Source organism: Streptococcus pantholopis (genome assembly GCF_001642085.1).
In the GTDB taxonomy this organism is placed as follows: Bacteria; Bacillota; Bacilli; order Lactobacillales; family Streptococcaceae; genus Streptococcus; species Streptococcus pantholopis.
In genome coordinates, this window is record NZ_CP014699.1 from 1,120,316 (window position 1) to 1,143,012 (window position 22,697).

21 protein-coding genes and 1 pseudogene are annotated in these 22,697 nt (G+C 41.7%); 3 read left to right on the forward strand and 19 right to left on the reverse strand.

Annotated features, from left to right (window positions below; translation table 11 throughout):
* Nucleotides 1-60: 60 nt before the first annotated feature.
* On the reverse strand, nt 61-1,533 hold the full coding sequence (gene cpsA / locus A0O21_RS05215; protein WP_067062347.1) for an LCP family glycopolymer transferase CpsA: 1,473 nt from the start codon (nt 1,531-1,533) through the stop codon (nt 61-63).
* A 235-nt stretch (nt 1,534-1,768) separates the two neighbouring features.
* Here cpsA and A0O21_RS05220 point away from each other — a divergent pair, with 235 nt between their 5' ends.
* A complete protein-coding gene (locus A0O21_RS05220; RefSeq protein ID WP_067062348.1) occupies nt 1,769-2,710 on the forward strand; it encodes a LysR family transcriptional regulator in 942 nt (313 codons plus the stop codon).
* Between the two features lie 395 nt (nt 2,711-3,105).
* Nucleotides 3,106-3,396 (forward strand): annotated as a pseudogene (locus tag A0O21_RS10995) (transposase); the annotation flags it as partial.
* A gap of 147 nt (nt 3,397-3,543) precedes the next feature.
* Here the strand turns inward: A0O21_RS10995 and deoD are convergent.
* From deoD to rpiA, 4 genes are all read right to left on the reverse strand, one after another.
* Complete coding sequence (gene deoD / locus A0O21_RS05230) at nt 3,544-4,263, reverse strand: purine-nucleoside phosphorylase (RefSeq protein ID WP_067062355.1); 720 nt, start codon at nt 4,261-4,263, stop codon at nt 3,544-3,546.
* Nucleotides 4,264-4,277: 14 nt separating this feature from the next.
* Nucleotides 4,278-5,087 (reverse strand): purine-nucleoside phosphorylase, encoded by an 810-nt coding sequence (locus tag A0O21_RS05235; protein WP_067062360.1) that lies wholly within the window; start codon nt 5,085-5,087, stop codon nt 4,278-4,280.
* A gap of 345 nt (nt 5,088-5,432) precedes the next feature.
* Nucleotides 5,433-6,644: a phosphopentomutase gene (locus A0O21_RS05240; RefSeq protein WP_067062362.1), complete on the reverse strand. Its 1,212-nt coding sequence runs from the start codon at nt 6,642-6,644 to the stop codon at nt 5,433-5,435.
* A gap of 20 nt (nt 6,645-6,664) precedes the next feature.
* Complete coding sequence (gene rpiA, locus A0O21_RS05245; RefSeq protein WP_067062364.1) at nt 6,665-7,345, reverse strand: ribose-5-phosphate isomerase RpiA; 681 nt, start codon at nt 7,343-7,345, stop codon at nt 6,665-6,667.
* A gap of 505 nt (nt 7,346-7,850) precedes the next feature.
* Between rpiA and mnmE the strand changes: the two genes are divergently transcribed.
* A complete protein-coding gene (gene mnmE / locus A0O21_RS05250; RefSeq protein WP_067065157.1) occupies nt 7,851-9,227 on the forward strand; it encodes a tRNA uridine-5-carboxymethylaminomethyl(34) synthesis GTPase MnmE in 1,377 nt (458 codons plus the stop codon).
* A 105-nt stretch (nt 9,228-9,332) separates the two neighbouring features.
* Here the strand turns inward: mnmE and A0O21_RS05255 are convergent, their stop codons facing one another.
* From A0O21_RS05255 to A0O21_RS05320, 14 genes are all read right to left on the reverse strand, one after another.
* A complete protein-coding gene (locus tag A0O21_RS05255; protein WP_082854415.1) occupies nt 9,333-10,733 on the reverse strand; it encodes a VWA domain-containing protein in 1,401 nt (466 codons plus the stop codon).
* 347 nt (nt 10,734-11,080) lie between these two features.
* Nucleotides 11,081-12,490, reverse strand: a complete 1,410-nt coding sequence (pepV, locus tag A0O21_RS05260) for a dipeptidase PepV (RefSeq protein WP_067062367.1) — start codon at nt 12,488-12,490, stop codon at nt 11,081-11,083.
* A 17-nt stretch (nt 12,491-12,507) separates the two neighbouring features.
* Entirely contained in the window at nt 12,508-13,110 is a 603-nt protein-coding gene (locus A0O21_RS05265) for a nitroreductase family protein (RefSeq protein ID WP_067062369.1), read from the reverse strand.
* 183 nt (nt 13,111-13,293) lie between these two features.
* On the reverse strand, nt 13,294-13,605 hold the full coding sequence (locus tag A0O21_RS05270) for a hypothetical protein (protein ID WP_067062127.1): 312 nt from the start codon (nt 13,603-13,605) through the stop codon (nt 13,294-13,296).
* Nucleotides 13,586-13,978, reverse strand: coding sequence for a hypothetical protein (locus A0O21_RS05275; protein WP_067062130.1), 393 nt, complete (start codon nt 13,976-13,978; stop codon nt 13,586-13,588). Before A0O21_RS05275 ends, A0O21_RS05270 begins: the two co-directional genes overlap by 20 nt.
* On the reverse strand, nt 13,948-15,207 hold the full coding sequence (locus tag A0O21_RS05280) for an alpha/beta hydrolase family protein (RefSeq protein ID WP_067062372.1): 1,260 nt from the start codon (nt 15,205-15,207) through the stop codon (nt 13,948-13,950). The genes A0O21_RS05275 and A0O21_RS05280 overlap by 31 nt, the downstream gene beginning before the upstream one ends.
* Before the next feature lies 1 nt (nt 15,208).
* Complete coding sequence (locus tag A0O21_RS05285; RefSeq protein WP_067062373.1) at nt 15,209-15,607, reverse strand: hypothetical protein; 399 nt, start codon at nt 15,605-15,607, stop codon at nt 15,209-15,211.
* Nucleotides 15,608-15,926: 319 nt separating this feature from the next.
* Nucleotides 15,927-16,322, reverse strand: coding sequence for a hypothetical protein (locus A0O21_RS05290; RefSeq protein WP_158511693.1), 396 nt, complete (start codon nt 16,320-16,322; stop codon nt 15,927-15,929).
* 36 nt (nt 16,323-16,358) lie between these two features.
* Nucleotides 16,359-16,628: a hypothetical protein gene (locus tag A0O21_RS05295; RefSeq protein ID WP_067062375.1), complete on the reverse strand. Its 270-nt coding sequence runs from the start codon at nt 16,626-16,628 to the stop codon at nt 16,359-16,361.
* A complete protein-coding gene (locus tag A0O21_RS05300; RefSeq protein ID WP_067062378.1) occupies nt 16,629-17,021 on the reverse strand; it encodes a hypothetical protein in 393 nt (130 codons plus the stop codon). It lies immediately after the preceding gene.
* Nucleotides 17,022-17,253: 232 nt separating this feature from the next.
* A complete protein-coding gene (gene uvrC / locus A0O21_RS05305; RefSeq protein ID WP_067062385.1) occupies nt 17,254-19,038 on the reverse strand; it encodes an excinuclease ABC subunit UvrC in 1,785 nt (594 codons plus the stop codon).
* 148 nt (nt 19,039-19,186) lie between these two features.
* On the reverse strand, nt 19,187-20,563 hold the full coding sequence (locus A0O21_RS05310) for an NAD-dependent succinate-semialdehyde dehydrogenase (protein ID WP_067062388.1): 1,377 nt from the start codon (nt 20,561-20,563) through the stop codon (nt 19,187-19,189).
* Nucleotides 20,564-20,772: 209 nt separating this feature from the next.
* Nucleotides 20,773-21,720 (reverse strand): NAD(P)H-binding protein, encoded by a 948-nt coding sequence (locus A0O21_RS05315; RefSeq protein ID WP_067062392.1) that lies wholly within the window; start codon nt 21,718-21,720, stop codon nt 20,773-20,775.
* 9 nt (nt 21,721-21,729) lie between these two features.
* A complete protein-coding gene (locus A0O21_RS05320) occupies nt 21,730-22,674 on the reverse strand; it encodes an NmrA family NAD(P)-binding protein (protein ID WP_067062395.1) in 945 nt (314 codons plus the stop codon).
* Nucleotides 22,675-22,697 lie beyond the last annotated feature (23 nt).

A 22,697-nucleotide genomic window follows, 5' to 3' on the forward strand; every position in this document is an offset into this window, starting at 1 on the left:
GCCAAAATTTCTGCAAGTCAGGGAAATAGATTTAAGCTGCGGAGCTGTTGTTTAAAACGATCAGGGCTTGTCAGACATGATGTCTTTAATAGCCTGCGAAGCCTTTTCCACACTGGACTGATCTAATTCCAACATATAAAGATTTGCTGTCGGCATCGCATAAGAAGTCAGCTGACCGGTGGACCCTTCTCCTGTCACTTCTTGCTGAGTAACCGTAAATCGGCTTCCTGAATCCAACTGAGTGTTAGCCAAATCCATCATTGTATTTAAGGACATATTAGTCTGCACAGAATCCTGCAGACTGGAAATAACAGCTGAATAAGCTGACAAAGAGTTTAGACTGGTCAGTTTATTTAAGATAGCTGAAAGGACTTTCATTTGATTCTTGCCGCGGTCATTGTCGCCGCCATCTAGAGCATAACGTTCCCGTACAAAAGCAAGGGCTTTCTCCGAATCTAAAGTCACATTGCCGACTTCAAATGTATAGTTACTGTCTGTATAGCTTGTAAAAGCCTGATCATTATACACTGTGATACCACCGACAGCATCCACAAGGTTCATAAAAGAAGTGAAATTAATTCTGGCGTAGTAATCAATATCAATGTCATAAAGATTTTCAAGAGTCTGCATCGAGGTCTCAACACCGTATATTCCAGCGTGAGTCAGCTTGTCATATTGATTGGCGCCGCCATTAGGAATTTGAACATAAGCATCCCTAGGTGTTGTTGTCATCAACACTTTATGGGTTTTCATATTGACAGTCAAAATGATATTTACATCTGAACGGGATACAGTTGAGATCGAGCCATAGGTATCAATACCACTGACGTAGATATTGAAAACATCTGAGTCTGCCGACTGGGCTCTGGAATCTTTAATCTTTGTCTTTATAGTGTAACTGTAGACCTCTTTGAGCTTTTCCTGATAGTTTTCATCAGACAACTCTAGCAGGCTTGAATAACTGCTGTTCATCACCATAGCTTGGCTGCTGCCGTCACGTAAATGTTCATAAGCTTCTTGATAAGAAGCCACATTGACAGTGTTTAGGGCAACTCCTTTATCGGACTGGATGTGCGCAAGCAAATCAGCAATATTTGTCCCATCGCTTTCAGTAGGTGCTTCAACATCAGACAGCTCGCTGATATCCGAAACAGAACTTTCAGCTGGTACAACGACACTCATCTTAATTTCCGAATAAGCCGCTGAGTTATTTAAATCATCCGCAATATTAATTGCCGACCTGAATCCGTAAAGAATGCCGGCTGACAGAAGCGAAAACAGCACCAGGCCCAAACTGGTCAAGATCTTACCTTTTTTTAGAATAATCAATATTAGGCCGATAGCAAAGACCAAAAGCAGGACCGCTGTCAGGATAAGATTAATATGGCGAAAAGCTAAAAAATTATGGGAAAACATGGTAAAAATAACCATGCCCGCAAGCAAAGCATACAGGACTAATAAAGTAAGATTAACAACCGTCCAAGTACTGTTGTTTGACTTTGAATTTTTTCTTTTACTAGAGCGTGTCGCCATTAAGATTTCTCCTGCTTTTCCAAAAAATCATTTATCTTATATAATATATCATTATTTTAGCGTCTTTGCAATTTTTCCTGAAAAGAATCCTAGCTAGTTATAGGGATTCTGCTAGGTTTTGCAATACAATGTCGTCAGACAGTAACTCTATTAAAAAAACAGCAATAAATCACATTTTGGATTAAGGTGCACTGGTTTGCTTGCCCGACGGGCTTTTTTAAGCTAAAATAAGGTTATGCGAATTCAACAGTTACATTATATTATCAAAATCGTAGAAACAGGAAGTATGAATGAGGCTGCCAAACAGCTTTTCATCACCCAACCCAGTCTTTCCAACGCTGTCCGGGACTTGGAACGCGAGATGGGAATTGAGATTTTTATCCGCAATCCTAAAGGGATTACTTTAACCAAAGACGGCGTTGAATTTCTCTCCTATGCCCGTCAAGTCGTCGAACAGACGGCTCTTCTTGAGGAACGTTATAAAAATAAAGAGACATCGCGGGAACTTTTCAGTGTATCGGCACAGCATTATGCCTTTGTGGTAAATGCTTTTGTTTCTTTGCTTAAAGGAACCGATATGACTCAGTACGAACTCTTCCTTCGGGAGACCAGAACCTGGGAAATTATTGATGATGTTAAGAATTTTCGCTCAGAAATCGGCGTCCTCTTTTTGAATAACTATAACCGTGATGTCCTGACAAAATTGCTGGATGACAGTCATTTGCAGTATACTACTCTTTTTAAAACCCGCCCCCATATCTTTGTCAGCAAAACCAATCCGCTGGCCGGCAGAGAAAAAGTAACAATCGAAGATTTGGAAGACTTTCCCTATCTCAGCTACGATCAAGGGATTCATAATTCCTTTTATTATTCCGAAGAAATTATGTCACAAATTCCCCATTCAAAATCTATTGTGGTTAGTGACCGGGCAACCCTTTTTAATCTTCTAATCGGACTTGATGGCTATACTGTTGCTACCGGTATCTTAAACAGTAATTTAAATGGTGATAATATCCTTTCTATTCCTTTGGATGTAGATGATGAAATTGAGATCGTCTATATCAAGCACGAGAAAGCCAACCTATCTAAAATGGGTGAAAAATTTATTGATTATCTTTTAGAAGAAGTTCAGTTTGATAATGTTTCACTGGAAGATGATGAGAGACAGCTTAAGTAATTTTTGGAGATTAGGTATCTGTACTGCCTTGTCTCCTTTTATTGGCTCTATAATATCTGTAGTGGGTAACTCCACTGCGGAAATTATGGCGCTTTTTTTGCTATACAAAAAAAGTCCCATATGACTTATAATGAAAAGCGACCAAACATCTCATTAGAAAGACTCATATGGAACATCTTAAGCATACCACAGAATTAATCGGAATGAAAGACCCAAATATCATCATAGAGAGTGCTGGTAAAGACGATAGGCATATTGTCATTAAAGCTAAGCTGGATTATCCACCAAAACCATGTCCTCTTTGTAACGAAGCCATGATCAAATATGATTTCCAAAAACCATCAACCATTCCACTCCTAGACATCCAAGAGATCCAAGGCATGCCATCCCTCCTCTTTCAGGAAAGGAGAGTGAACGCCTTCTTTGGACTCATTGAAGAGCACATCAAGCGAGTCACTCCTGCTTTCAGGTCTGTTTTCAAGACCTTCTTGAAATACAAACCTTATATTATCAACGCGCTTGAACTTCCCTATTCCAATGCCAAACTAGAGGCTAGCAATAAGCTTATCAAGGACATTAAGCGAAATGCCTTTGGTTTTAGGAATTTCAAGAACTTTAAAAACAAAATACTCATCGCTTTGAACATTCAAAAAGAGAGAACCAACCTGATTCTCTCTCGTGCTTAGATATAAGTCACCCACTACAGTTGACAAAGAGCCCTTTTATTAAAATAGTCGAAACGCCCTTAGTCTGTCAAGGCTAAGGGCGTTTCAGTATTAAAAAGGTTTGGTTTATGAGGGCTTTTGAGTATAGACCGCAGTCATAGCGCAATATCAGCCTTTATTGTCAGCAAGCAAGGTTTCCAGGCCTACTGTCATCATGTCAGTAAAAGTTGTCTCACGTTCCTCTGCTGTTGTGTCTTCCTCAGGGTGAATCAAACTGTCAGATATCGTCATAACTGCCAGTGCCTGAACATGGTAACGAGCCGCTAAATAATAGAGAGCAGCTGCTTCCATCTCAATGGCCTTTACCCCGTATTCACCTAACTGTATATTGCGCTCAGGCATGCTCGAATAAAAAACATCTGATGATAAAACAGTCCCCACATGGCTTACCAGCCCTAGATTTTCGGCAATATGGTAAGCCTTATCCAAGAGTGTAAAATCAGCAATTTGCGGAAAATCATATTCAGGCCAGTCATTGCTTATTATGCGAGAATTAGTTGCCGCGGCCTGGGCTAAAACCAATTCCCGTACATGGACATTCGGATCGATAGAGCCTGCAGTTCCCACACGGATAAGTTTTTTGACCCCATAATCGCGGATAAGCTCATTAACATAAATAGAAATAGAAGGCATCCCCATCCCTGTCCCCATTACAGAGACAGCCTGTCCTTTATAGAAGCCTGTATAACCCAGCATGCCCCGGATAGTATTAAAACAAGCTGCTTTTTCTAAAAAGTTTTCGGCAATAAATTTAGCCCTTAATGGATCCCCAGGAAGAAGGATTTTATCTGCAATCTCACCTGATTTTGCTCCAATATGAATTGACATCTGCTTCTCCTAAATTATAATTCTACCAAGATTGTTTTAATCAAGTTTTTAAAATCGTGTTTAATCTGATCAGTCACTGCAACCACTTCTTCATGATTAAGCTCAGACTGAAAGCCGGCCGCAAAGTTAGTGATAGCTGAAATTCCTAACACTTTCAGACCAGAATGGGCGGCTACAATCACTTCCGGTACAGTGGACATACCAACTGCCCCAGCACCTAATGTTTTAAAAGCCAAAATTTCAGCCGGAGTTTCATAAGAAGGGCCGGTAACACCAAGATAAACCCCTTCAGACAAATTAAGACCCAGTTTTGCGGCTGCAGCCTGAGCTGTCTGGCGGTATGTCTTGGTATAGGCATTAGACATGTCCGGAAAACGCGGACCAAACGAATCAAGATTAGCACCAATCAGTGGATTATTCCCAGTCATATTAATGTGATCGGTAATCAGCATCAGAGTTCCCGGGCCATAGCCAATCCCCCCTGCTGCATTAGTCACTACAATACCTTGACAGCCGAGAGCTTTCATCACCCGAACCGGAAAAGTTACGACTTCTAAACTGTTGCCTTCATAAAAATGAAAACGTCCCTGAAGAGCTAAAACCTTGCGGCCAGACAGATTGCCATAAACCAACTTCCCAGCGTGCCCAGCTACAGTAGACTGTCCCCAATTAGGAATATCAGAATAATCCAGTACAATCTTCTGCTCTATTTCTTCTGCTAAACTTCCCAAGCCAGACCCCAGAATCAATCCAAACTCAGGATTGAGCATCCCTTTGGCTTCAAGAAAAGCTTGAGTTTCTTTAATCTTTACCAATAATGACATAACCCCTCCATAAGATACAAAGACCGTAAAAAAGCAAAGCAAAAAGACGGTAAGTCCGAAATCTTTGATTTCGCAGACGCCCCTCTGCCAGAACGACTAGAAAGATGCGACAGGCTGTTAAGGCGACAAAGCCTTCAGACGGCTACGGCTGATGGTAACTAAGTAACGACACAAATTTCCGGCCCCTTACTCTCCCGTTTCTAGGTTTGGGCTGAAATCATCCACTGGATGATTTCACTGCACAGCTCTTAGGCCATGTTCAGTTACAACAAGCTACAAAAGCCATTAAGTGATGAAAAAACACTGCCGCTAATTTCTTATTCTCGACTGAACCTGCTGTAAAAACTAGATTAAGTTTTTCAAAAACGACTCCCCAATCATCGCCTTCTCAACGCTAAAATTATCAGCAATTGTCGCTGAAATATCTGCAAAATGCCCAATCGGAAGCACTCCGCTTCCTGTTAAAGAAGGACTGTAGGCTAATAGCGGAACGTATTCACGTGTATGATCTGTGCCGGCATATGTTGGATCATTACCGTGATCAGCCGTAATAAGGAGCAAATCCTCCTCTTTCATTTGAGCCATGATTTCAGGAAGACGCTGGTCAAATTCTTGCAAACAGTCGCGATAGCCTTCTGGATCACGTCGGTGCCCATAAACCGCATCAAAATCCACCAAATTTGTAAACGAAAAACCTTGTTGGAACTCGGGTAGGTCCATGGTCTTCAGCAGCGTATCAATCCCATGACTGTTTGATTTATTATGTCCCATGTCATAAACAATGCCTGAGCCGTTAAAAATATCATTGATCTTACCCACACCGTAAGTCGCTATACCAGCATCAGCCAAGTGGTTAAGAACCGTAGGTGCAAAAGGTGAGACAGCATAATCACGGCGATTAGCAGTACGGGTAAAATAGCCTGGTTCTCCAATATATGGACGTGCAATAATCCTTCCCAGAAGAGCAGGGCGGGTAAGCGTAATAGACCGTGCATACTCACAAATCTTATAGAGCTCTTCCAGAGGGATAAGGTCTTCATGAGCCGCAATTTGCAGAACAGGGTCTGCCGATGTATAAATTATAAGTTCACCGGTTTTTAACTGCCGCTCGCCAAAATCAGCAATAACTTGTGTTCCAGAATAAGGTTTATTAGCCTCACGGATAACTTTTCGCCCAGAAAAAGCTTCAATCTTAGTCAAAATCTCTTCTGGGAATCCATCCCAAAACGTATCGAACGGTTCAGTAATATTGAGTCCCATAATTTCCCAATGGCCTGTCATTGTATCCTTTCCCAATGATACTTCTTCCAGCTTGCCGACATAGCCGGATGGCTCCTTCTCAGCCGGGACTGTCTTTAAATGCGAAGCACGCGGAATAAGGCCCAAGCCAAGCTTAGCCATGTGCGGAACCTCAAGCCCTGCATTTTCAGAAATATGGCCCAATGTATCTGACTGGCTGTCCGGTGTCCCTGCATTAAAAAAATTGCCTGAGTCCGGAGCTGCACCTATCCCAACAGAATCCAAAACAATAAGATGAATACGCTTAAATTTTGACATTTGATATTTTCTTTCTAATTTTATTTTTTAGGAGTATTTAAATGCTTAATCCCATCTTTACCGGCAACAATGACTTGATCAACCATACCATTAAACAGTCCGTGTTCGACAACACCGACTGTGTGATCAAGACTGTCAGCCAAAGCCTGAGGATTTTCGATCCTTTTTAAATCGAGATCGATAATATAATTTTGCATATCTGTGACAAAACGCTCGCCCTTATACTCTCGAAAGGCAGGTTGGTAACCTTGATCCTGAAAATGTCGAAAAAGACACTCAGCACCATACTGAACAACTTCAATCGGTAATTTAAAGGAACCGAGCTTTGTAACAAGCTTTGTCTCGTCCACTACCCAAATATATCTTTTTGTGAGTGTAGCAACGATTTTTTCCATAAGTAAGGCACCGCCTCCGCCTTTAATGCCATTGAAATCAGGATCGACCTCGTCTGCTCCGTCAACAGTCAAATCAATCGCCCTTACAGCATTGATATCCTGTAAGGGAATCCCTAAGCTCTCAGCCTGGGCTGTCGTCTGACTGGATGTCGTCACACCAGTAATTTGAAGACCATCTTCCTGTACACGCCGACCGACTTCATCGACAAAATGACGGGCTGTTGAGCCAGTACCAAGACCAATAATCATCCCATCCGAAACATATTGAGCAGCAGCAATGCCTGCTTGTTTCTTAAGTTCCTCCATATACCCTCCTTCACCAAGATACAAAGGCCGTTAAAAGAGCAAAGCAAAAATGGCGGTAAGTCCGAAATCTTTGATTTCGCAGACGCACCTCTGCCAGAACGACTAGAAAGGTGCGGTCGACTGTTAAGGCGACAAAGCTTTCAGACGTTTACGGCTGACGGTAACTAAGTAACGACACAAATTTCCGGCCCCTCACTCTCCCTTTTCTGGGTTCGGGCTGAAATCATCCACTGGATGATTTCACTGCACAGCTCTTAGGCCGTGTTCAATTACACCAAGATACAAAGGCCGGCTAAAACACCGAATTTGCACTGAACCATGTGTTTTCAAATGACTCTTTCCCAATAAACTATTATAGCAGGTTATAGTGAAATTGAAAACATTTTCTTATGTGAAAGAATCAAACAATCACCCTGTGATTCACTGCTTCATCGGGTTTACACCTGCTTGTTCAGAATCATTGCAAATAATTGCGCCTAAATTCAGTTTGCGTTACAATAAACCTATGACTATCACTAATGATTTTGATACAATTGCTGCAATTGCAACTCCTCTAGGGGAGGGAGCTATCTCTATCGTAAGACTTTCTGGCAGTGAAGCACTGCCTGTTGCCAGAAAGATATTTAAAGGAAAAGATTTAGCTGCCAGTCCTTCTCACACCATCCATTACGGCCATATCGTTGATCCGCAGAATGGTGCTATATTAGATGAGGTTATGGTCACTGTTATGCTGGCGCCAAAGACTTTTACACGTGAAGACGTTATTGAGATCAATACGCATGGCGGTATCGCAGTTACTAATGAAATTTTACAGCTTATTTTGAGGCAAGGCGCTCGACTGGCTGAGCCGGGCGAGTTTACAAAACGCGCTTTTCTGAATGGCCGTGTTGATTTAGCTCAGGCAGAGGCTGTGATGGATTTGATCCGCGCTAAGACAGATAAAGCTATGCATGTAGCAGTAAAACAGCTCGATGGCTCCTTATCCCAGCTTATCAATGACACCCGTCAGGAAATTTTGAATACATTGGCTCAGGTTGAAGTTAATATTGATTATCCAGAATACGATGATGTTGAAGAAGTCACAACTACCTTGATTCGAGAAAAAACACAAGAATTTCAGCATCTTTTGGAAAATCTGCTGCGGACAGCCCGTCAAGGGAAAATTTTGCGGGAAGGTCTAGCAACGGTCATTATTGGGCGTCCTAATGTTGGCAAATCCAGTCTCTTAAATCAGCTTTTGCGGGAAGATAAGGCTATTGTAACAGATATTGCTGGAACAACCCGCGATGTCATTGAAGAGTATGTCAATATCAAAGGTGTTCCGCTTAAACTGATTGATACTGCAGGTATTCGGGAAACCGATGACTTGGTCGAAAAAATCGGCGTTGAACGTTCGAAGAAAGCTTTGAAAGAAGCTGATTTGGTCCTTCTTGTTCTTAATGCATCGGCAAAACTGACCGACCAGGATCGTATGCTGCTGGATTTGAGCCGGGACAGCAAGCGGATTGTTCTGCTCAATAAAACTGACCTCCCTCAGACTATTGAAATAGAGGAACTGCCGGCTGATTACCTGCCTATTTCGGTCCTGAAAAACCAAAATACAGAGCAAATTGAAGAGCAAATCAGTCAGCTCTTCTTCGATAAAGCTGGAATTGCCGAACAAGATGCCACTTACCTCTCCAATACTCGCCACATTGCCTTAATTGAAAAAGCACTGGAAAGCCTACAAGCTGTCAATGAGGGATTAGAGATGGAAATGCCGGTTGATTTGCTGCAGGTGGATCTGACACGGACCTGGGAAATTTTAGGTGAGATTACAGGAGATGCAGCTCCTGATGAGCTTATCACGCAGCTTTTCAGCCAATTCTGTTTAGGCAAATAAGCTAAATCTATACTAAAAAAGCGAGAGGTCTGCCTCTCGCTTTTACATTACAATGCTTTACACTTTTTATCCGGCTGAAAAAATACGGACTGGCCGGACAGCTCATTAATCATTTTTAGATTTTCCGACACGGTTTCTTTTAGATTTTAAGGCCATGCCTAGAGCAAGGCTGACAGCTGCAGTGCCAAAACCAACCAAATAAGCCTGATTCTTTTCTCCTGTTTGAGGCAGAGCTGCCTCCTGCTGAGCAAAGGCTTCTGTCTGGTAATGTACGGGAACAAAACTATTACTTTCCGCCTTGACAGTCAAAGCAGCTTTTGAAGGATCTATGTTTGTAGCTGTTGCAGCTCCGCTATCTTTTGGAATAGCGACGATTTCAACATAAAAGTCATACTGATCTGTAACCACTTTCAACAGACGACCTTTACTTGCTTCAACAACCCAAGTAGAAATATCATCTGACAGAGCCGTACTAAAGTCAGAAGATATATCAATAAAGATACCCCCAGTAGCATTAACTAATGGCATATAAACATCTTGATTATAATTACTGGCAATAACTGTAGTGCTGATATTAGCGGCATTTAAAGCTTGGATTGTCGATTCCAGACTCGGTGAATCGTTCAAATAATCGATATCTTCATCAGTAATCAATATAGCAAAACGTCTGGCATTAGGATCCACAGACCAGTCATAATTTCCCGGTGTTGCAATATAAGTTAGAGGAACAGTCGCTTCCTCAAAACTGCCAGCAGTTGTAATTGCATCTAAAGCAGCAATAAACTGTGCAACATCATTTGTGAAATATGAACCAGTGAATCCAGCATAGTTGGTATCTCTATGGTCCTCATAATCAACTAAGCCTAATCTGACAGAAATATTTCTATCCTGCAAACCGTTTACAAAATTCCGGATATTTGTCTTGACCTGATTGATGTAAACGTCCATAGAGATAGAATGGTCGATGACAAAAACAATATCAGCATTGGTTGTTTCAGTCTGTCTGATTTGATCAGCCTCTTGAATAAACTCTTCTGTGCTTGTCTTAGTTACTCGTTCATATATGGTATAGCTGTAATTGTCATCTTCACTGCCCGAAGTTGACTCCGTTACCGTCACACTTGGATTAGGGTCTGCAGGCGTTTCGGCAGGGTCAGCAATGCTGGTTGTACGAACAGTAATCGTGTTTTCAGCTTTACTGACATTACCTTCTTCACTGGCAGTCACACCGCTCTCTGTGACAGAAACATCAATAACATCTCCAGCAGCAGCGTTTTCTTCTGCCACAACAGGGACTGCTGCTTTTTCAGCAATTTCTGCTGCTGCAGCTTCAACAGCTCCGGTATTAGTTTCTGAAACTACAGATGGAGCCGTTTCAGAAACCGCTGTTTCCTCTGCAGCAACCTGCCCCGCTGCTCCAAAAACAAAAGCAACCGCAACTGAAACCAAGCCAATTTTCAGCTTTCTAAAAGCAAAACGATTTTGTTTATCCAAAACTTTTTTCATTTTCAACTCCTCTAATCTGTTTTATATAATTTTTATATAAAAATAAGGAAGGAAAACAGCTGAAGTATTCAGCTGCAACCTGCATAAGAAAGATAGACTGCTTAAAAAATCACATCTGCAAAGGTAAAGAGAGATGTCACCATTTACATTTTGCCAATTATGATTTAACAGACTATATAAAAACTATGCCCTCATTCTAGCACTTAAAAATCAGAAATTCAAGGGCATTTGCGGAATTATTTCAGAAAATACACAAAATTAATAATAATCTTATTTCTCTGAATATTTCCTTTTGAGCGGTCTTCGTGTAAAATAAAAAGAAGGCAACAAGCCTCCTTTTATACTTCTTATTTTATCAATTCATAAATGGCTTCAGCATAAATAGCTGCCGCTCTGTACAGATCATCTACATCAGCAAATTCATTGGCCTGATGCATGGTATTCTCATAATCAGGAAACATAGCACCATAAGCTACGCCGCACTCCAAGAGACGTCCGAAAGTTCCGCCACCGATAATCTGCTCATGTCCCTTGAGACCGGTCTGTTTTTCATAAACCCTAAGCAGCGTCTCTACTAAGGGATCTGAAGGCGGCAGGTAGTGAGGTTCATGCAGATGTTCACTGACTGTCACAGCATTCGGACCATCTAGCTTAGTCAGCTGCTGATAAATACCTTCTGAACTGACCCCCTGCGGAAAACGGAAATTAAGAGCAATCATATTGTCATCAGCTGTTTCAGCAAAGCGAAAAACTCCGGGATTCATGGTCAAGGCTCCCATTTTGCTATCTTCATAAGCAAGACCAATCTTTTCACCATAATAATCTAAATGCAAAACCTGACCGGCTATTTTTAGAAAATCACCAGCCGCTCCGCCAAAGGAATAACGTGATAGAAAACAAGCCAGATAAGTCGCTCCGTTAACCCCGGCCTGCGGAGACATTCCGTGTGCAGATTTTCCAATTAGAGTTACCGTAATCTGATCACCATCTTGACTAAGGTCTGTCTGCAGATTATTTTCGGCAGCAAATTGCTGTAGTTCGGACTGAATCTCGGTAAAACTAAGACTTTCTGAAGAAAAAACAGCTCGGGCCGACTCAGGAACCATATTTTCCCGCAGCCCTCCCTCAAAAGAGTGCAGAACAAAATCACTGCCGTTACTGCCGGAAAAATGCAGATACTGTGTGATATTGCCTTTTTCACCATTGATAATTGGAAACTCTGCATCTGGTGAAAAACCAAAGTCCGGCTTTTTCACACCGCTGTGTTTAAAATAATAATCCATATCGGCCCAGCCGGATTCCTCGTCTGTCCCTACAATAAAACGGACTTTTTTCGAAACCGGCAGCCCTAATTCTTTAATTACTTTTAATGCATAATAACAAGCCACAGTCGGCCCTTTATCATCAGAAGCGCCGCGAGCGTAAAGTTTGCCGTCTTTGATTACCGGTTCATATGGATCCGTTTCCCAGCCGCTGCCAGCAGGAACAACATCTAAATGGGCAAAAATTCCTAAGACTTCTTCACCCTGACCGTACTCGAAATGACCGGCATAGTTATCAATGTTGCGACTTGTATAGCCATCGCGCTCCGCCATAGCCAAGAAAGTCTCCAAAGCCCGAACAGGCCCGGGACCAAATGGATGCTGCGCATCAGCCAAACTGTCATCACGTTCGGAATTAATCCGCAGCAAGCTAAATAAGTCTGCCAGCATATCATCGCGCCGCTTTGCTATTTCCGCCTGAAAATCAACTGCCATATCCTTTTTGCCTCTTTCTAACGTTTTTCAATGATTTCATCAACCGGCAAGCGATAGCTGGGCTCCGGCTTAAAGTCACTGTAACCGGCTGTAATCAAAAGTTCAGGGCGAAAGCGCTGATCAATTTCCAAAACAGCCTGAACCTCTTTTTTATCAAAACCAAGAATAATGTTTGATGCAATGCCCTGATCAGTGAGCGCCAGCACCAAATTCATAGCCACAATACCGGCATTGACTGCCAAAAACTCTCCCTTAGTTGCTTGGTCAAACTGAGCATAACGGGCAGGCAGAGATTCCATATAATAGCTGATCATATCATCAGATAAGTTCTTACTGCCGATCCGGGCAATTTTGCGGGCTCGTTGCTGCAAATCGGTATCTGTGAAAAGAGCAATAACACACTGGGCCTCTTCTACTTGTTTTTTATTCAGAGCAGGCAGCTTTTCAGCCAGCTTCTCTTTTTTCTCCTGTACCAAAACAAACTTCCAAGGCTGAATGTTATGGGCACTGGGTGCTAAGGCAGCAATTTCGATGGCTGTCCGCACGTCTTTGATATTGAGTTCCTTGTCATTAAAGGTTTTAATAGCATGACGTTTCTTGTTCAATTCTAAAAATTTCATAAACCGATTTCCTATTCTAAATAATTTACTCTCTTATTTTACCATAAATAGAGAGAAATCAGCTGATTTATACTTGCCGTAATAAAACCGAAAATACCAAGCAATATAAATCAATGAAGTTGAATAATGTGTAAAAGCCGTTTGTCCTTATTCACAGTATCAGATGAACTTAGGATAAAGCTTTTACGAATCAGCTGCGAGCGCATCAAATTTGTCAGCCTCCTGACTGACCGCCTCCTTGACCTTTTTGGACCAAGCACCTGTCATAGCACTGTCCATCGTATCGATTAAACCGCTGATCGTTGACTTAGCTGCAGCCGCTGCTTCTGCTACCAAACCTTCATGGCTGCTGACCAGAGCCTCCTGCTGCTGCTTAATCGTGGGAGCCAAAAATAACTGGATATGATTCTTCTCCATCTGTTTCATCAAGGCCGCTATACCGTCTTGCTCACTCTCTTCTTTACTGGCAAAAACATTAGGCAGTGCTGTCTTCATCTAAGGCTCTCCTTATTAAAGAAATCTTCTCTTCCTGCTGGCTTTTGGCTTTCTGATAAGCCGCTCTTTCTTCCTCTGACTGTCGCTCCAGCTGTCGCATCTCCGACTTGTATTGGGCAAAGGTCTGCTGACTGTATGAAGTATAGGTCTGATTTAACTGCTGAATAAGGGTGCCATCCGCCTCAAAATGTCTCAGCAGCTGGCTCATCCTCTCATGAGAATGCAGCAGCTCTCCCTCTAAACGACGCTGTATCTGAAACAGCCTGTTCTGTGCCCTTTCTATTGCTTGCCGGCTGGACCGGTAGGCCTCCTCCAACGCCTCTAAAGACTCTTCCTGAGCCTTCAACTGCTCTGCGAAAGCTGTGTCTGCCATTGGCTGAACCTCCCTGCTAATTCACTGTCACTGGCCAACTTAGATGCGATTCCCTTATTGATCTCACTGTTAATCTGAGCAAAAGACTCTGCTAAAGTCCCCGCCTCTGTTTCGATGGCTTCAAACACTGTCTTCGTGGCTCCTACTATTGTCTCTTCTGTTACCCCGCCTAAACTCAAGGCTTCTTTAACCTCAGCCTCTGTCAGTGTGCTGCTGGCTGCCAATGCCTGCTGGACAGCGTCCTGCCAGAGCTGTTCCGCCTGACTGATGGCCTCCTGACAGGTCTTCTTGATGCTCTCTGCACAAGTCTGAGCCGCTGCGGCTATCTGACTCCCTATCAGCTGGGCCTGGCTGCTGTCCAGAAAAATCCTTTCACTGCTGGTATAACCACCGGAAGAAAAGCTATCTTTCAGCCCCCTGAGCGTGGCCATCTGCAGAGTGACGGAGGTCTTTATCTCGGCAAACTCAGACATAGCTGTTCCTGTACTGATGCGGCCGTCCGCATAAATTAAACGGCCGTCCTCTGTGAACTGCCAGACTGTCAGGCTATGATTGCTCAAAATATCCTGAACCCCCATATAGCCTTTCTTCCCAGCCGCATAGATGGCCGTCTTCGTTTTATTGCCGGTAATGCCGCCGATAATGTCACTGGAATTGCGGAAATTGCGAAACTCTTCCGGGTGGGTCTGCATATAGAGAAGCTCTTTATCACTGATGAGGTTGGCAATATCCGGACCGTTGTAGCCGACATTGCTCCAGCCGTTTTTGAGGGCCACATACATAGCAATCGCTTCCCCCAGAGAATGGCCGGTGGAGGTAATATGCGCTTCAGGATAAGCCTTAGCGATCTGATCGGCGAAATCTAAGGCGGTGACAAACTGAGAGTCAGAGAAGACAAGATTTTCAGCCGATAAGTCTGAACCATTCCCTAACTTATTGCTGCCCAAGCCCAGAGACTGGATATCGGTGCTAAGGTCCTTAGAATCAAGAGGATTAGTCCCAGCATAGGCAATGACAATCTGAGAGGTATCGGGCTCTCCGTCTACTATCGGCGCTACCGCCATAGCTTGCATACCGTTGTCAAGGTTGTCAACAGGGTCAGTGATGACTTGGAATTCTTGGTTCCCAGATGGAATATTATCCCCTATCTTAATAGTGTCACTAGTTTTCTTAGGATCTACTTTATACACCTCTCCAGAAATGATGTTATAGTCTTTTTCGGTTATCATATTAATCCTCTTTGTAAATTATTTCTAGGTTATCTGCATTATCATTTGTATTGGGGACTGACTTCTCGCGAATTTTAAATTCAGCTGGTGAATAGTGAGAAACTTGGACATCTTCTCCAAAATTTCTTTCAGACAAAGAAATTGTATACTTATTATTAATTGTAGTAGTAATCCACCAAAATCCTGTCATATTGTCTTTTTTAAATTCAATAAATTCTATCTTTTCAATGGGATAATCATCAACTAGTTCAATATGATTTACAAGATACTTAGCTACTCTATCCTGCTCAGCTCTGTACTTTTCCTCCTTACTCTTTAATGAGTTAAACAATATAAGACCTCCTATCACACAAACAGCTACTATTCCTAAACAAACAAAATACTTTCTTTTGTTCTTCATCGCCACCTCCTTTATGCCACAGTATAAACCAATTAATCCTAATTACCTTATAGTATAGCATAAACAAGTACTGTTTAAAAGTGAATTTTTCCTACTGAAATAGGGCCCAGCATAAGCAATGACAATCTGAGAGGTATCCGGCTCTCCGTCTACTATCGGCGCTACCGCCATAGCTTGCATACCGTTGTCAAGATTGTCCTTGGCCTTGAGAACTTTAAATTGGCCATCTAAAATATTCTTTCCTTCAGATATAGGGATTCGGTTTGTTTTATTTGAATCTACATGGTATACCCTATCGGCTAATTAATTATAATTTTTCTCACTTATCATCTGCACTCTCCAAATAGTAAATTATATGTATATCTTTTAAACTATCAATACTATTAGTAACTTTACGGTGATTTACTTTAAAATCATCATAATAGTCTACCGAAATTTCTTCATCTGAACCTTGTATAAAAAAAGTAATATTGTATTTATCGTTAATTTTTGCCTCACTGCTTATATAACCTGTAACCTTGTCAACATAATAATCTTGAAATTCTATTTTCTTAATCCCTTCATAGTGTGATGCTAAGTATTCTACCATTCTATCCTGTTCTGCTTTATATTTTATATTCTCTTTATCTATCAGCCAATTTCTCACACAAAGCCCTCCTCCTATTAAGCTAGTTACTATTAAAATCAACACAATACGTTTTTTTATGATATCCACCTCCTTTATGCCACAGTATAAACCAATTAATCCTAATTACCTTATAGTATAGCATAAACGAGTAGCGCTTAAAAAATAGACTCTAGCATAAGCAATAACAATCTGAGAGGTATCCGGCTCTCCATCTACTATCGGAGCTACCGCCATAGCTTGCATACCGTTATCAAGATTGTCAACAGGGTCAGTGATGACTTGGAATTGATTATTCGCAACTTTATCACCTTTTTGATATGGATTTTTTGTCTTACCAGAATCGACAGCGTACACATCATTAGCTATATCATTATAATTTTTTTCTGTTATCATCTAATCTCCTTTCCAATAAATAATCTTGATATCTTGTAAATTCACATCACCATTTTTACTATCTCTTGGTTTTAAAGAGACTTCGCTATTTTTAGAAGAAAGATAATTTATTGTTATTTCGCCATTTAATCCTCTTAAATTAAATGCTACCCAAATATCTTCATTTACAATGGACACAATTCTGTAAAATCCACTTATATCATTTTTTTCGAATTCTATAAATTCAACTTTTCTAATATCCTCATAATTTTTCACCAGATATTTTACCACTCTATCCTGCTCATCTCTGTACTTTTCTTCTTTACTCTTTAATGAGTTAAACAATATAAGGCCTCCTATCACACAAATAGCTGCTATTCCTAAACAAACAAAATACTTTCTTTTACTCTTCATCGCCACCTCCTTTATGTTACAGTATAAAACAATTAATCCTAATTACCTTATAGTATAGCATAAGATGAAACTGTTTAAAAATGAATTCTCGTCACAAAAAAAATGTAAGTCCTACTACAGACTTACATTTTTTGTTTGTGGTTATTTGATTCCTTAAACGAAATGACAATTCATATTTTCTTTTAAGCCCTTACTTGCATTTCTGCCTAAAAAATCAGAATTGATGCTGGTGCTATTTTTCATTTGTGGCTAAATATTTTTTTACTGTCTCTGCAACATTTCTTGGAACACCGCAGTTGACAATATCATCAAGACTGGCCTGCTGAATATTATGCAGATTTTTAAAATGTTTCAGCAGGAGCTGCTTGCGCTTAGGTCCGAGACCTGGAATGCCATCCAGTTTTGATGAAAAAGAATTTTTTGATCGGAGCTGTCTGTGAAAAGTAATGGCAAAACGGTGAACTTCATCCTGGATACGCTGCAGCAAAAAAAATTCTTCAGAATTTCTCGGCAGTTCTACCACAGCCAAAGGTTCACCAAAAAGCAGTTCGTGTGTTTGATGTCTGTCATTTTTCTGCAGACCGGCAATCGGTATATCCAATCCCAGCTGATTGGTAATAACATCGCGGGCAACATTAACCTGCCCTTGGCCGCCGTCAACAATAATAAGATCCGGAGGTGTCAGCCCTTCCTTCATAACACGGCTGTACCTGCGATAGACAACCTCCCGCATACTGGCATAATCATCCGGGCCAACAACCGTTTTTATCTTAAACTTACGGTAGTCTTTTTTACTTGGTTTCCCATCTACAAAAACGACCATGGCGGCAACCGGATTGGTCCCCTGAATATTAGAATTATCAAAGGCCTCAATTCGAACAGGTTTAGGAATATTCAGTAAATCCCCAATGTTTTCAACGGCCCCGTGTGTTTTCTTCAAATCTTTTTCCAGCAAATCAAATTTTTGCTGTAGACTGACTCGTGCATTTTTTACAGCTAGATTAACCAAATGCTTTTTTTCTCCCCGCTGAGGTTTGATGACCTTGCTGTCCACAACTGCTTTCACCAGTTCTGAATCAATGTCTGAAGGAATAAAAATTTCTTTGGGAATGAAATGTTTTTTGTCTTGGTAAAACTGCCCTATGTAGGTTAAAAAGTCTTCTTCGGCTTCATTGTAATAAGGAAACATGTTAACATCCCGCTGGATCAGCTTCCCTTGGCGGACAAAGAACACCTGAACACACATCCAGCCCTTGTCCACTGCATAGCCGAATATATCGCGGTCTACCATATCCTGACTCATAACACGCTGTTTAGTCCGCAGTGTGGCGACAGCCTGCAATAAGTCCCGGTACTCAGCCGCCCGTTCAAACTCCATAGCTTCTGCTGCTTTTTGCATCTTATCTTTAAGATTATCAACAATCTGGTTGTTATGGCCGTTAAGAAAACCTTTAACATCCTGAGCCATATCGACAAAATACTGCTGGCTTCTGTGACAGACCGTATGCGCCTGACATTGCCCCAAATGGTAATAAAAACAGACCTTCTCAGGCGGATTCTTGCATTTTTTAAAAGGAAAAATCCTATCCAGCAGACGCTTAATTTCCGTTGCCGCTCCTGAATCGGGATAAGGGCCGAAATAGAGCCCGCCGTCTTTTTTAACCTGACGGGTAATCAGCAAACGCGGATAGCGCTCATTGACGGTAATTTTGATAAAAGGGTAGGATTTATCATCTTTCAGTCTGATATTGTACTTAGGCTTATTTTTCTGAATCAGATTGATTTCAAGCAAAAGCGCTTCGGTATTAGAACCTGTTACAATATACTCAAAATCAGCGATTTCAGAGATCAGAAGTTCGGTCTTTGTGTTGTGACTGCCGTGAAAATAGCTGCGTACACGGTTTTTAAGATTTTTAGCCTTTCCCACATAGATAATCGTGCCGTCTTTATCCTTATGAATATAGCAGCCGGGACTGTCGGGCAAGAGCTCTAATTTATGCTTTATCAGTTCATTCATAGCTTTATTATAACAAAAAGCTGCATGCTTTTCTGAAATTTAAAATAGGTCAATCTTATGGTTTCAGCAGTAAAAAAACTGAGAATGCAGAACATTTACTGCAATTCTCAGTTCAAGGCCTGTAAAATGCTGATGTTGCTTGTGCTAGTCAGTTTTTTGGCACAAAAACTAAGTGTTCGTTGACGAAGGCGTTAAAGCCAAGGTGACTCAATTCACGTCCATAACCGGAATTTTTAATACCGCCAAACGGCACTTCAGGGTGAGTAGTCCAGCCAGAATTGATAAAGCTCATACCGGTTTCAATCTTAGCAGCAACGTCTCTTGCATGATCAATATCTTTACTGAAAACTGTTCCGCCCAGACCGTAGTTGGAATCATTAGCAAGCTCAATCGCCTCTTCTTCAGAAGCCACTTTATAGATGGAGGCAACCGGACCAAAGATTTCTTGATGGTAAATCGGATTATCTTTGGTGATATCGGTTAGAACCGTTGGCATGACAAAATTACCTGGGTGATCGATAGCTTCATTGCCATACGCAACATGGGCACCGTTATCCACGGCCAATTTGATTTGTTCCAGCACTTCTTCTTTGGCATCGGCTGATGAAAGCGGAGCCAGTGTTGTCTCTGGATTCATAGGATCGCCCCACTTAGCCGTTTTAAAGGTATCAACAACCATATTGACAAATTTTTCATAGTTATCGTCACCTACTACGATAAAGCGTTTAGAAGAGGTGCAGACTTGTCCGGCATTATAGAGACGGGCAAAAAAGATTGTATCGTTTAGAAGATCAAAATCAGCATCCTCCAAAATAATGAAGGCATCATTGCCGCCAAGCTCAAGTGCTGATTTTTTCAGATTTTTACCGGCTTCTTCAGCAATTGATGCCCCGCCGCGTTCAGAGCCGGTCAGGGCAACTCCCTGTACACGCGGATCAGCAATAGCCTTGCTGACTTGGCCATAAGAAAGGAATAGATTTTTGAAGGAACCAGCAGGTGCACCAGCTTCCAGGACCAAATCTTCAAAAGCCTGAGCAGAACCAGGACAAATCGAGGCATGTTTCAGTACCATTGGATTGCCAATCATGAAATTAGGGGCAAATACCCGCATAATTTGATAGAAAGGAAAGTTCCAAGGTTCAACCATAAACAGCACACCGACAGCCTGTTTGAGATAATAAGCCTCCCCATGTGTATCTTCCAGCGGTTCAGGCTTTAAAAACTCCTCTGCCTTGTCGGCAAAATAATCTGCAATCTCAGCACATAATTCGACCTCGCCTTTAGCTTCTGTAAAGAGTTTACCCATGTCCTTCGTCATTACTTCAGCATACTTATCTGCATCGCGGCGTAAAATAGCTGCAACATTATGGAGCTGTTCTTTGCGTTCTGCTAAACCTCCTTCGCTGCGCCATTTCTTATACAGAGCATGGCCGTCTGCCAGTGCTTTTTCCAAATCAGCATCTGAGGCATTTGGAAATTCTTGTAAAACTTCATTAGTATAAGGGTAGGTTGTTTTATAGGCCATAATTTCCTCCTTTTTTGATTAAGCTGTCCGAAAAGCACTCATAAACTCGCTTCAGGGCAGCAATTATGGTGTCTATACACATTATAGCATTTTTGAAATCGATTTCAAAAAGAAAATTTGTCTCTAAAAATAAGCATATGGAAAATTGGGCCCTGATATCCTTGGCTAAAATGGCCTCTAACAGTTAAGTAAAGACTATGGCTCTCCTGCTAAAAGTCCCCTTCTGCCGTGTGCCGCTCTCCTAAAAGGTAGTCGTCAGCATTTTCAAACATTTGACCAAGTGATAAAGGCTGCCGTCCTGTCAGTTTGACAAAATCACTGACCGCTACATCAAGAAAACCTTCTGTAACTGCGGTTCCAAAGCTTACCATACCTTCCGACGTTGCTTGGATAGGGCTCTTGCTGAAATCACCGTCTGTGTCTCTGGGCACACCGATAGAATCAAAATAAGCATACAATTCATCATCAGTAAGCTTGGTGTAGGTGATAGTATTTCCGGTCGCTGCATTAGCAATATCTAAAAATTTTTGATAAGAAATCGGCTCAAGACCATTGATATTAAGCACTGCACGGTGCAGTAAGTCGTTGGCTAAAGCGCAACTGGCAGCAAAAGCTGCGTCACGTCTTGAAATGAACCAAACACGGCCATCGCCCATATTTTTTGAAATGGCCGCTTCTTTTGCTTCTGCGGCTCTCAAATAGTCGCTGATAAAGGCTTCAGCAAACAGCGAATGGCGCAGAAAAATATAATCGAGCGGTGTGTTTTGGATAATAGCTTCTGTGAAAGCGTGATCCCTGTTTTCAATACTGGGATTAAAAGGATGGGCGGCAGAAAGGACAGAAGTATAAATAACTTGTCTGACATTGGCTTTGACGCAGGCCTCAACCACATTTTGGTGAGCCTTCCGCCGCCTTTCTCCAACAAAGGGCATCGATATTAAAAGCACCTTATCCGCATTTTCAAATACCTTCACAAGATTATCCTGAGTATTAAAATTAAGGACAGCCGTCGCAATTCCAGCATCCTGATAGGCTTTTAGTGCTTCTTCTGCCGGAGCAGTAAAAAGCAGATCTTCCTTTGGAAGTAAATCTTGAACAAAGGCAGCTACCTGCGATCCAAAATTCCCATCAACACCATTAACAACAATCTTTGCCATGAGGACCTCCTAATTATCTTCCGAGTGGCGCTGACCAACCTGAAAATCTGCTTCATGTTCAAACATGTAACGAACAGTTAAAGCTCTGTCTCCCGTTAGTTTTTCAAAATCATCAGTAAAAACAGCCATCTTGCCTTCACGGATTGCCTGAGCAAAGGTTACCATGCCTTCTGAAGAAAAAGGAGCTTCGGAATCTTCCTTGAATTCCCCATCTGTAGTGCGGGGAACTCCCATGGCATCAAAAACAGCATAATTTTCTTCATCAGTAATCGCCTGATAAGAAAGGCTATTGCCCGTCACTTCGTTGCCGATTTGCACAAACTCCGCCATGGTCAGAAGTTCCGGTCCATTGATATTCTGAATAGAGAAATGCAGGTGGTCTGCTAAAAGGGCATGGGCAACTGCTTTTGCACAGTCTTTTCTCGAAATATAAGCCATTTTACCGCTGCCTTGACTGTTAGCCAGAGGTGTTCCGGCGCGGACAAAGGTAAAATAGTTGGTAATCATGGCTTCAGCGTACTGAGAATTTCGCAAAAAGATATAATCCAGACCAGAATCTTTGATATAGTTTTCAGTATAGGCATGATCAATTTTCTCAACGCTGGGGTTTGTCGGATCAGAAGCATTAACTAAAGAAGTGTAAATAATTTTTTTGACTCCTGCTGCTTTAGCCGCATCAATAACATTTTTATGCGCAGCCTGACGTTTGACACCGACAAAAGGCATTGAAATCAGGGCCAGCCTGTCTGCACCGGCAAATTTTTCAGCTAAACCTTCAACATGATTAAAATTCATCTGACGTGTTTCTACACCGGTCTGCCTATATTTATTCAATGCTTTCTGACTGTAGCCGCCAAAAATAAGGCTGTCTTTATCCTCAGTCAGCTCCAGCAGATAGTCTGCTGCAAGCCCGCCCAAATTACCATCGACACCGGTTAATAAAAGTTTTGTCATCGCTTTTTCCTCGCTTTATATAT

Bases quoted from the DNA above. Each gene is read 5' to 3' on its own strand.
- A0O21_RS05265 (WP_067062369.1), bottom strand. From the start codon at position 13,110: ATGAAATTTTTAGAATTGAACAAGAAACGTCATGCTATTAAAACCTTT.
- rpiA (WP_067062364.1), bottom strand. From the start codon at position 7,345: ATGGAGGAACTTAAGAAACAAGCAGGCATTGCTGCTGCTCAATATGTT.
- deoD (WP_067062355.1), bottom strand. From the start codon at position 4,263: ATGTCAATTCATATTGGAGCAAAATCAGGTGAGATTGCAGATAAAATC.
- mnmE (WP_067065157.1), top strand. From the start codon at position 7,851: ATGACTATCACTAATGATTTTGATACAATTGCTGCAATTGCAACTCCT.
- A0O21_RS05300 (WP_067062378.1), bottom strand. From the start codon at position 17,021: ATGAAGAGTAAAAGAAAGTATTTTGTTTGTTTAGGAATAGCAGCTATT.
- A0O21_RS05310 (WP_067062388.1), bottom strand. From the start codon at position 20,563: ATGGCCTATAAAACAACCTACCCTTATACTAATGAAGTTTTACAAGAA.
- A0O21_RS05220 (WP_067062348.1), top strand. From the start codon at position 1,769: ATGCGAATTCAACAGTTACATTATATTATCAAAATCGTAGAAACAGGA.
- A0O21_RS05315 (WP_067062392.1), bottom strand. From the start codon at position 21,720: ATGGCAAAGATTGTTGTTAATGGTGTTGATGGGAATTTTGGATCGCAG.
- A0O21_RS05280 (WP_067062372.1), bottom strand. From the start codon at position 15,207: ATGATAACCGAAAAAGACTATAACATCATTTCTGGAGAGGTGTATAAA.
- A0O21_RS05240 (WP_067062362.1), bottom strand. From the start codon at position 6,644: ATGTCAAAATTTAAGCGTATTCATCTTATTGTTTTGGATTCTGTTGGG.
- A0O21_RS05235 (WP_067062360.1), bottom strand. From the start codon at position 5,087: ATGTCATTATTGGTAAAGATTAAAGAAACTCAAGCTTTTCTTGAAGCC.
- A0O21_RS05285 (WP_067062373.1), bottom strand. From the start codon at position 15,607: ATGAAGAACAAAAGAAAGTATTTTGTTTGTTTAGGAATAGTAGCTGTT.
- cpsA (WP_067062347.1), bottom strand. From the start codon at position 1,533: ATGGCGACACGCTCTAGTAAAAGAAAAAATTCAAAGTCAAACAACAGT.
- A0O21_RS05320 (WP_067062395.1), bottom strand. From the start codon at position 22,674: ATGACAAAACTTTTATTAACCGGTGTCGATGGTAATTTGGGCGGGCTT.
- A0O21_RS05270 (WP_067062127.1), bottom strand. From the start codon at position 13,605: ATGAAGACAGCACTGCCTAATGTTTTTGCCAGTAAAGAAGAGAGTGAG.
- pepV (WP_067062367.1), bottom strand. From the start codon at position 12,490: ATGGCAGTTGATTTTCAGGCGGAAATAGCAAAGCGGCGCGATGATATG.
- A0O21_RS05275 (WP_067062130.1), bottom strand. From the start codon at position 13,978: ATGGCAGACACAGCTTTCGCAGAGCAGTTGAAGGCTCAGGAAGAGTCT.
- A0O21_RS05255 (WP_082854415.1), bottom strand. From the start codon at position 10,733: ATGAAAAAAGTTTTGGATAAACAAAATCGTTTTGCTTTTAGAAAGCTG.
- uvrC (WP_067062385.1), bottom strand. From the start codon at position 19,038: ATGAATGAACTGATAAAGCATAAATTAGAGCTCTTGCCCGACAGTCCC.
- A0O21_RS05295 (WP_067062375.1), bottom strand. From the start codon at position 16,628: ATGATAACAGAAAAAAATTATAATGATATAGCTAATGATGTGTACGCT.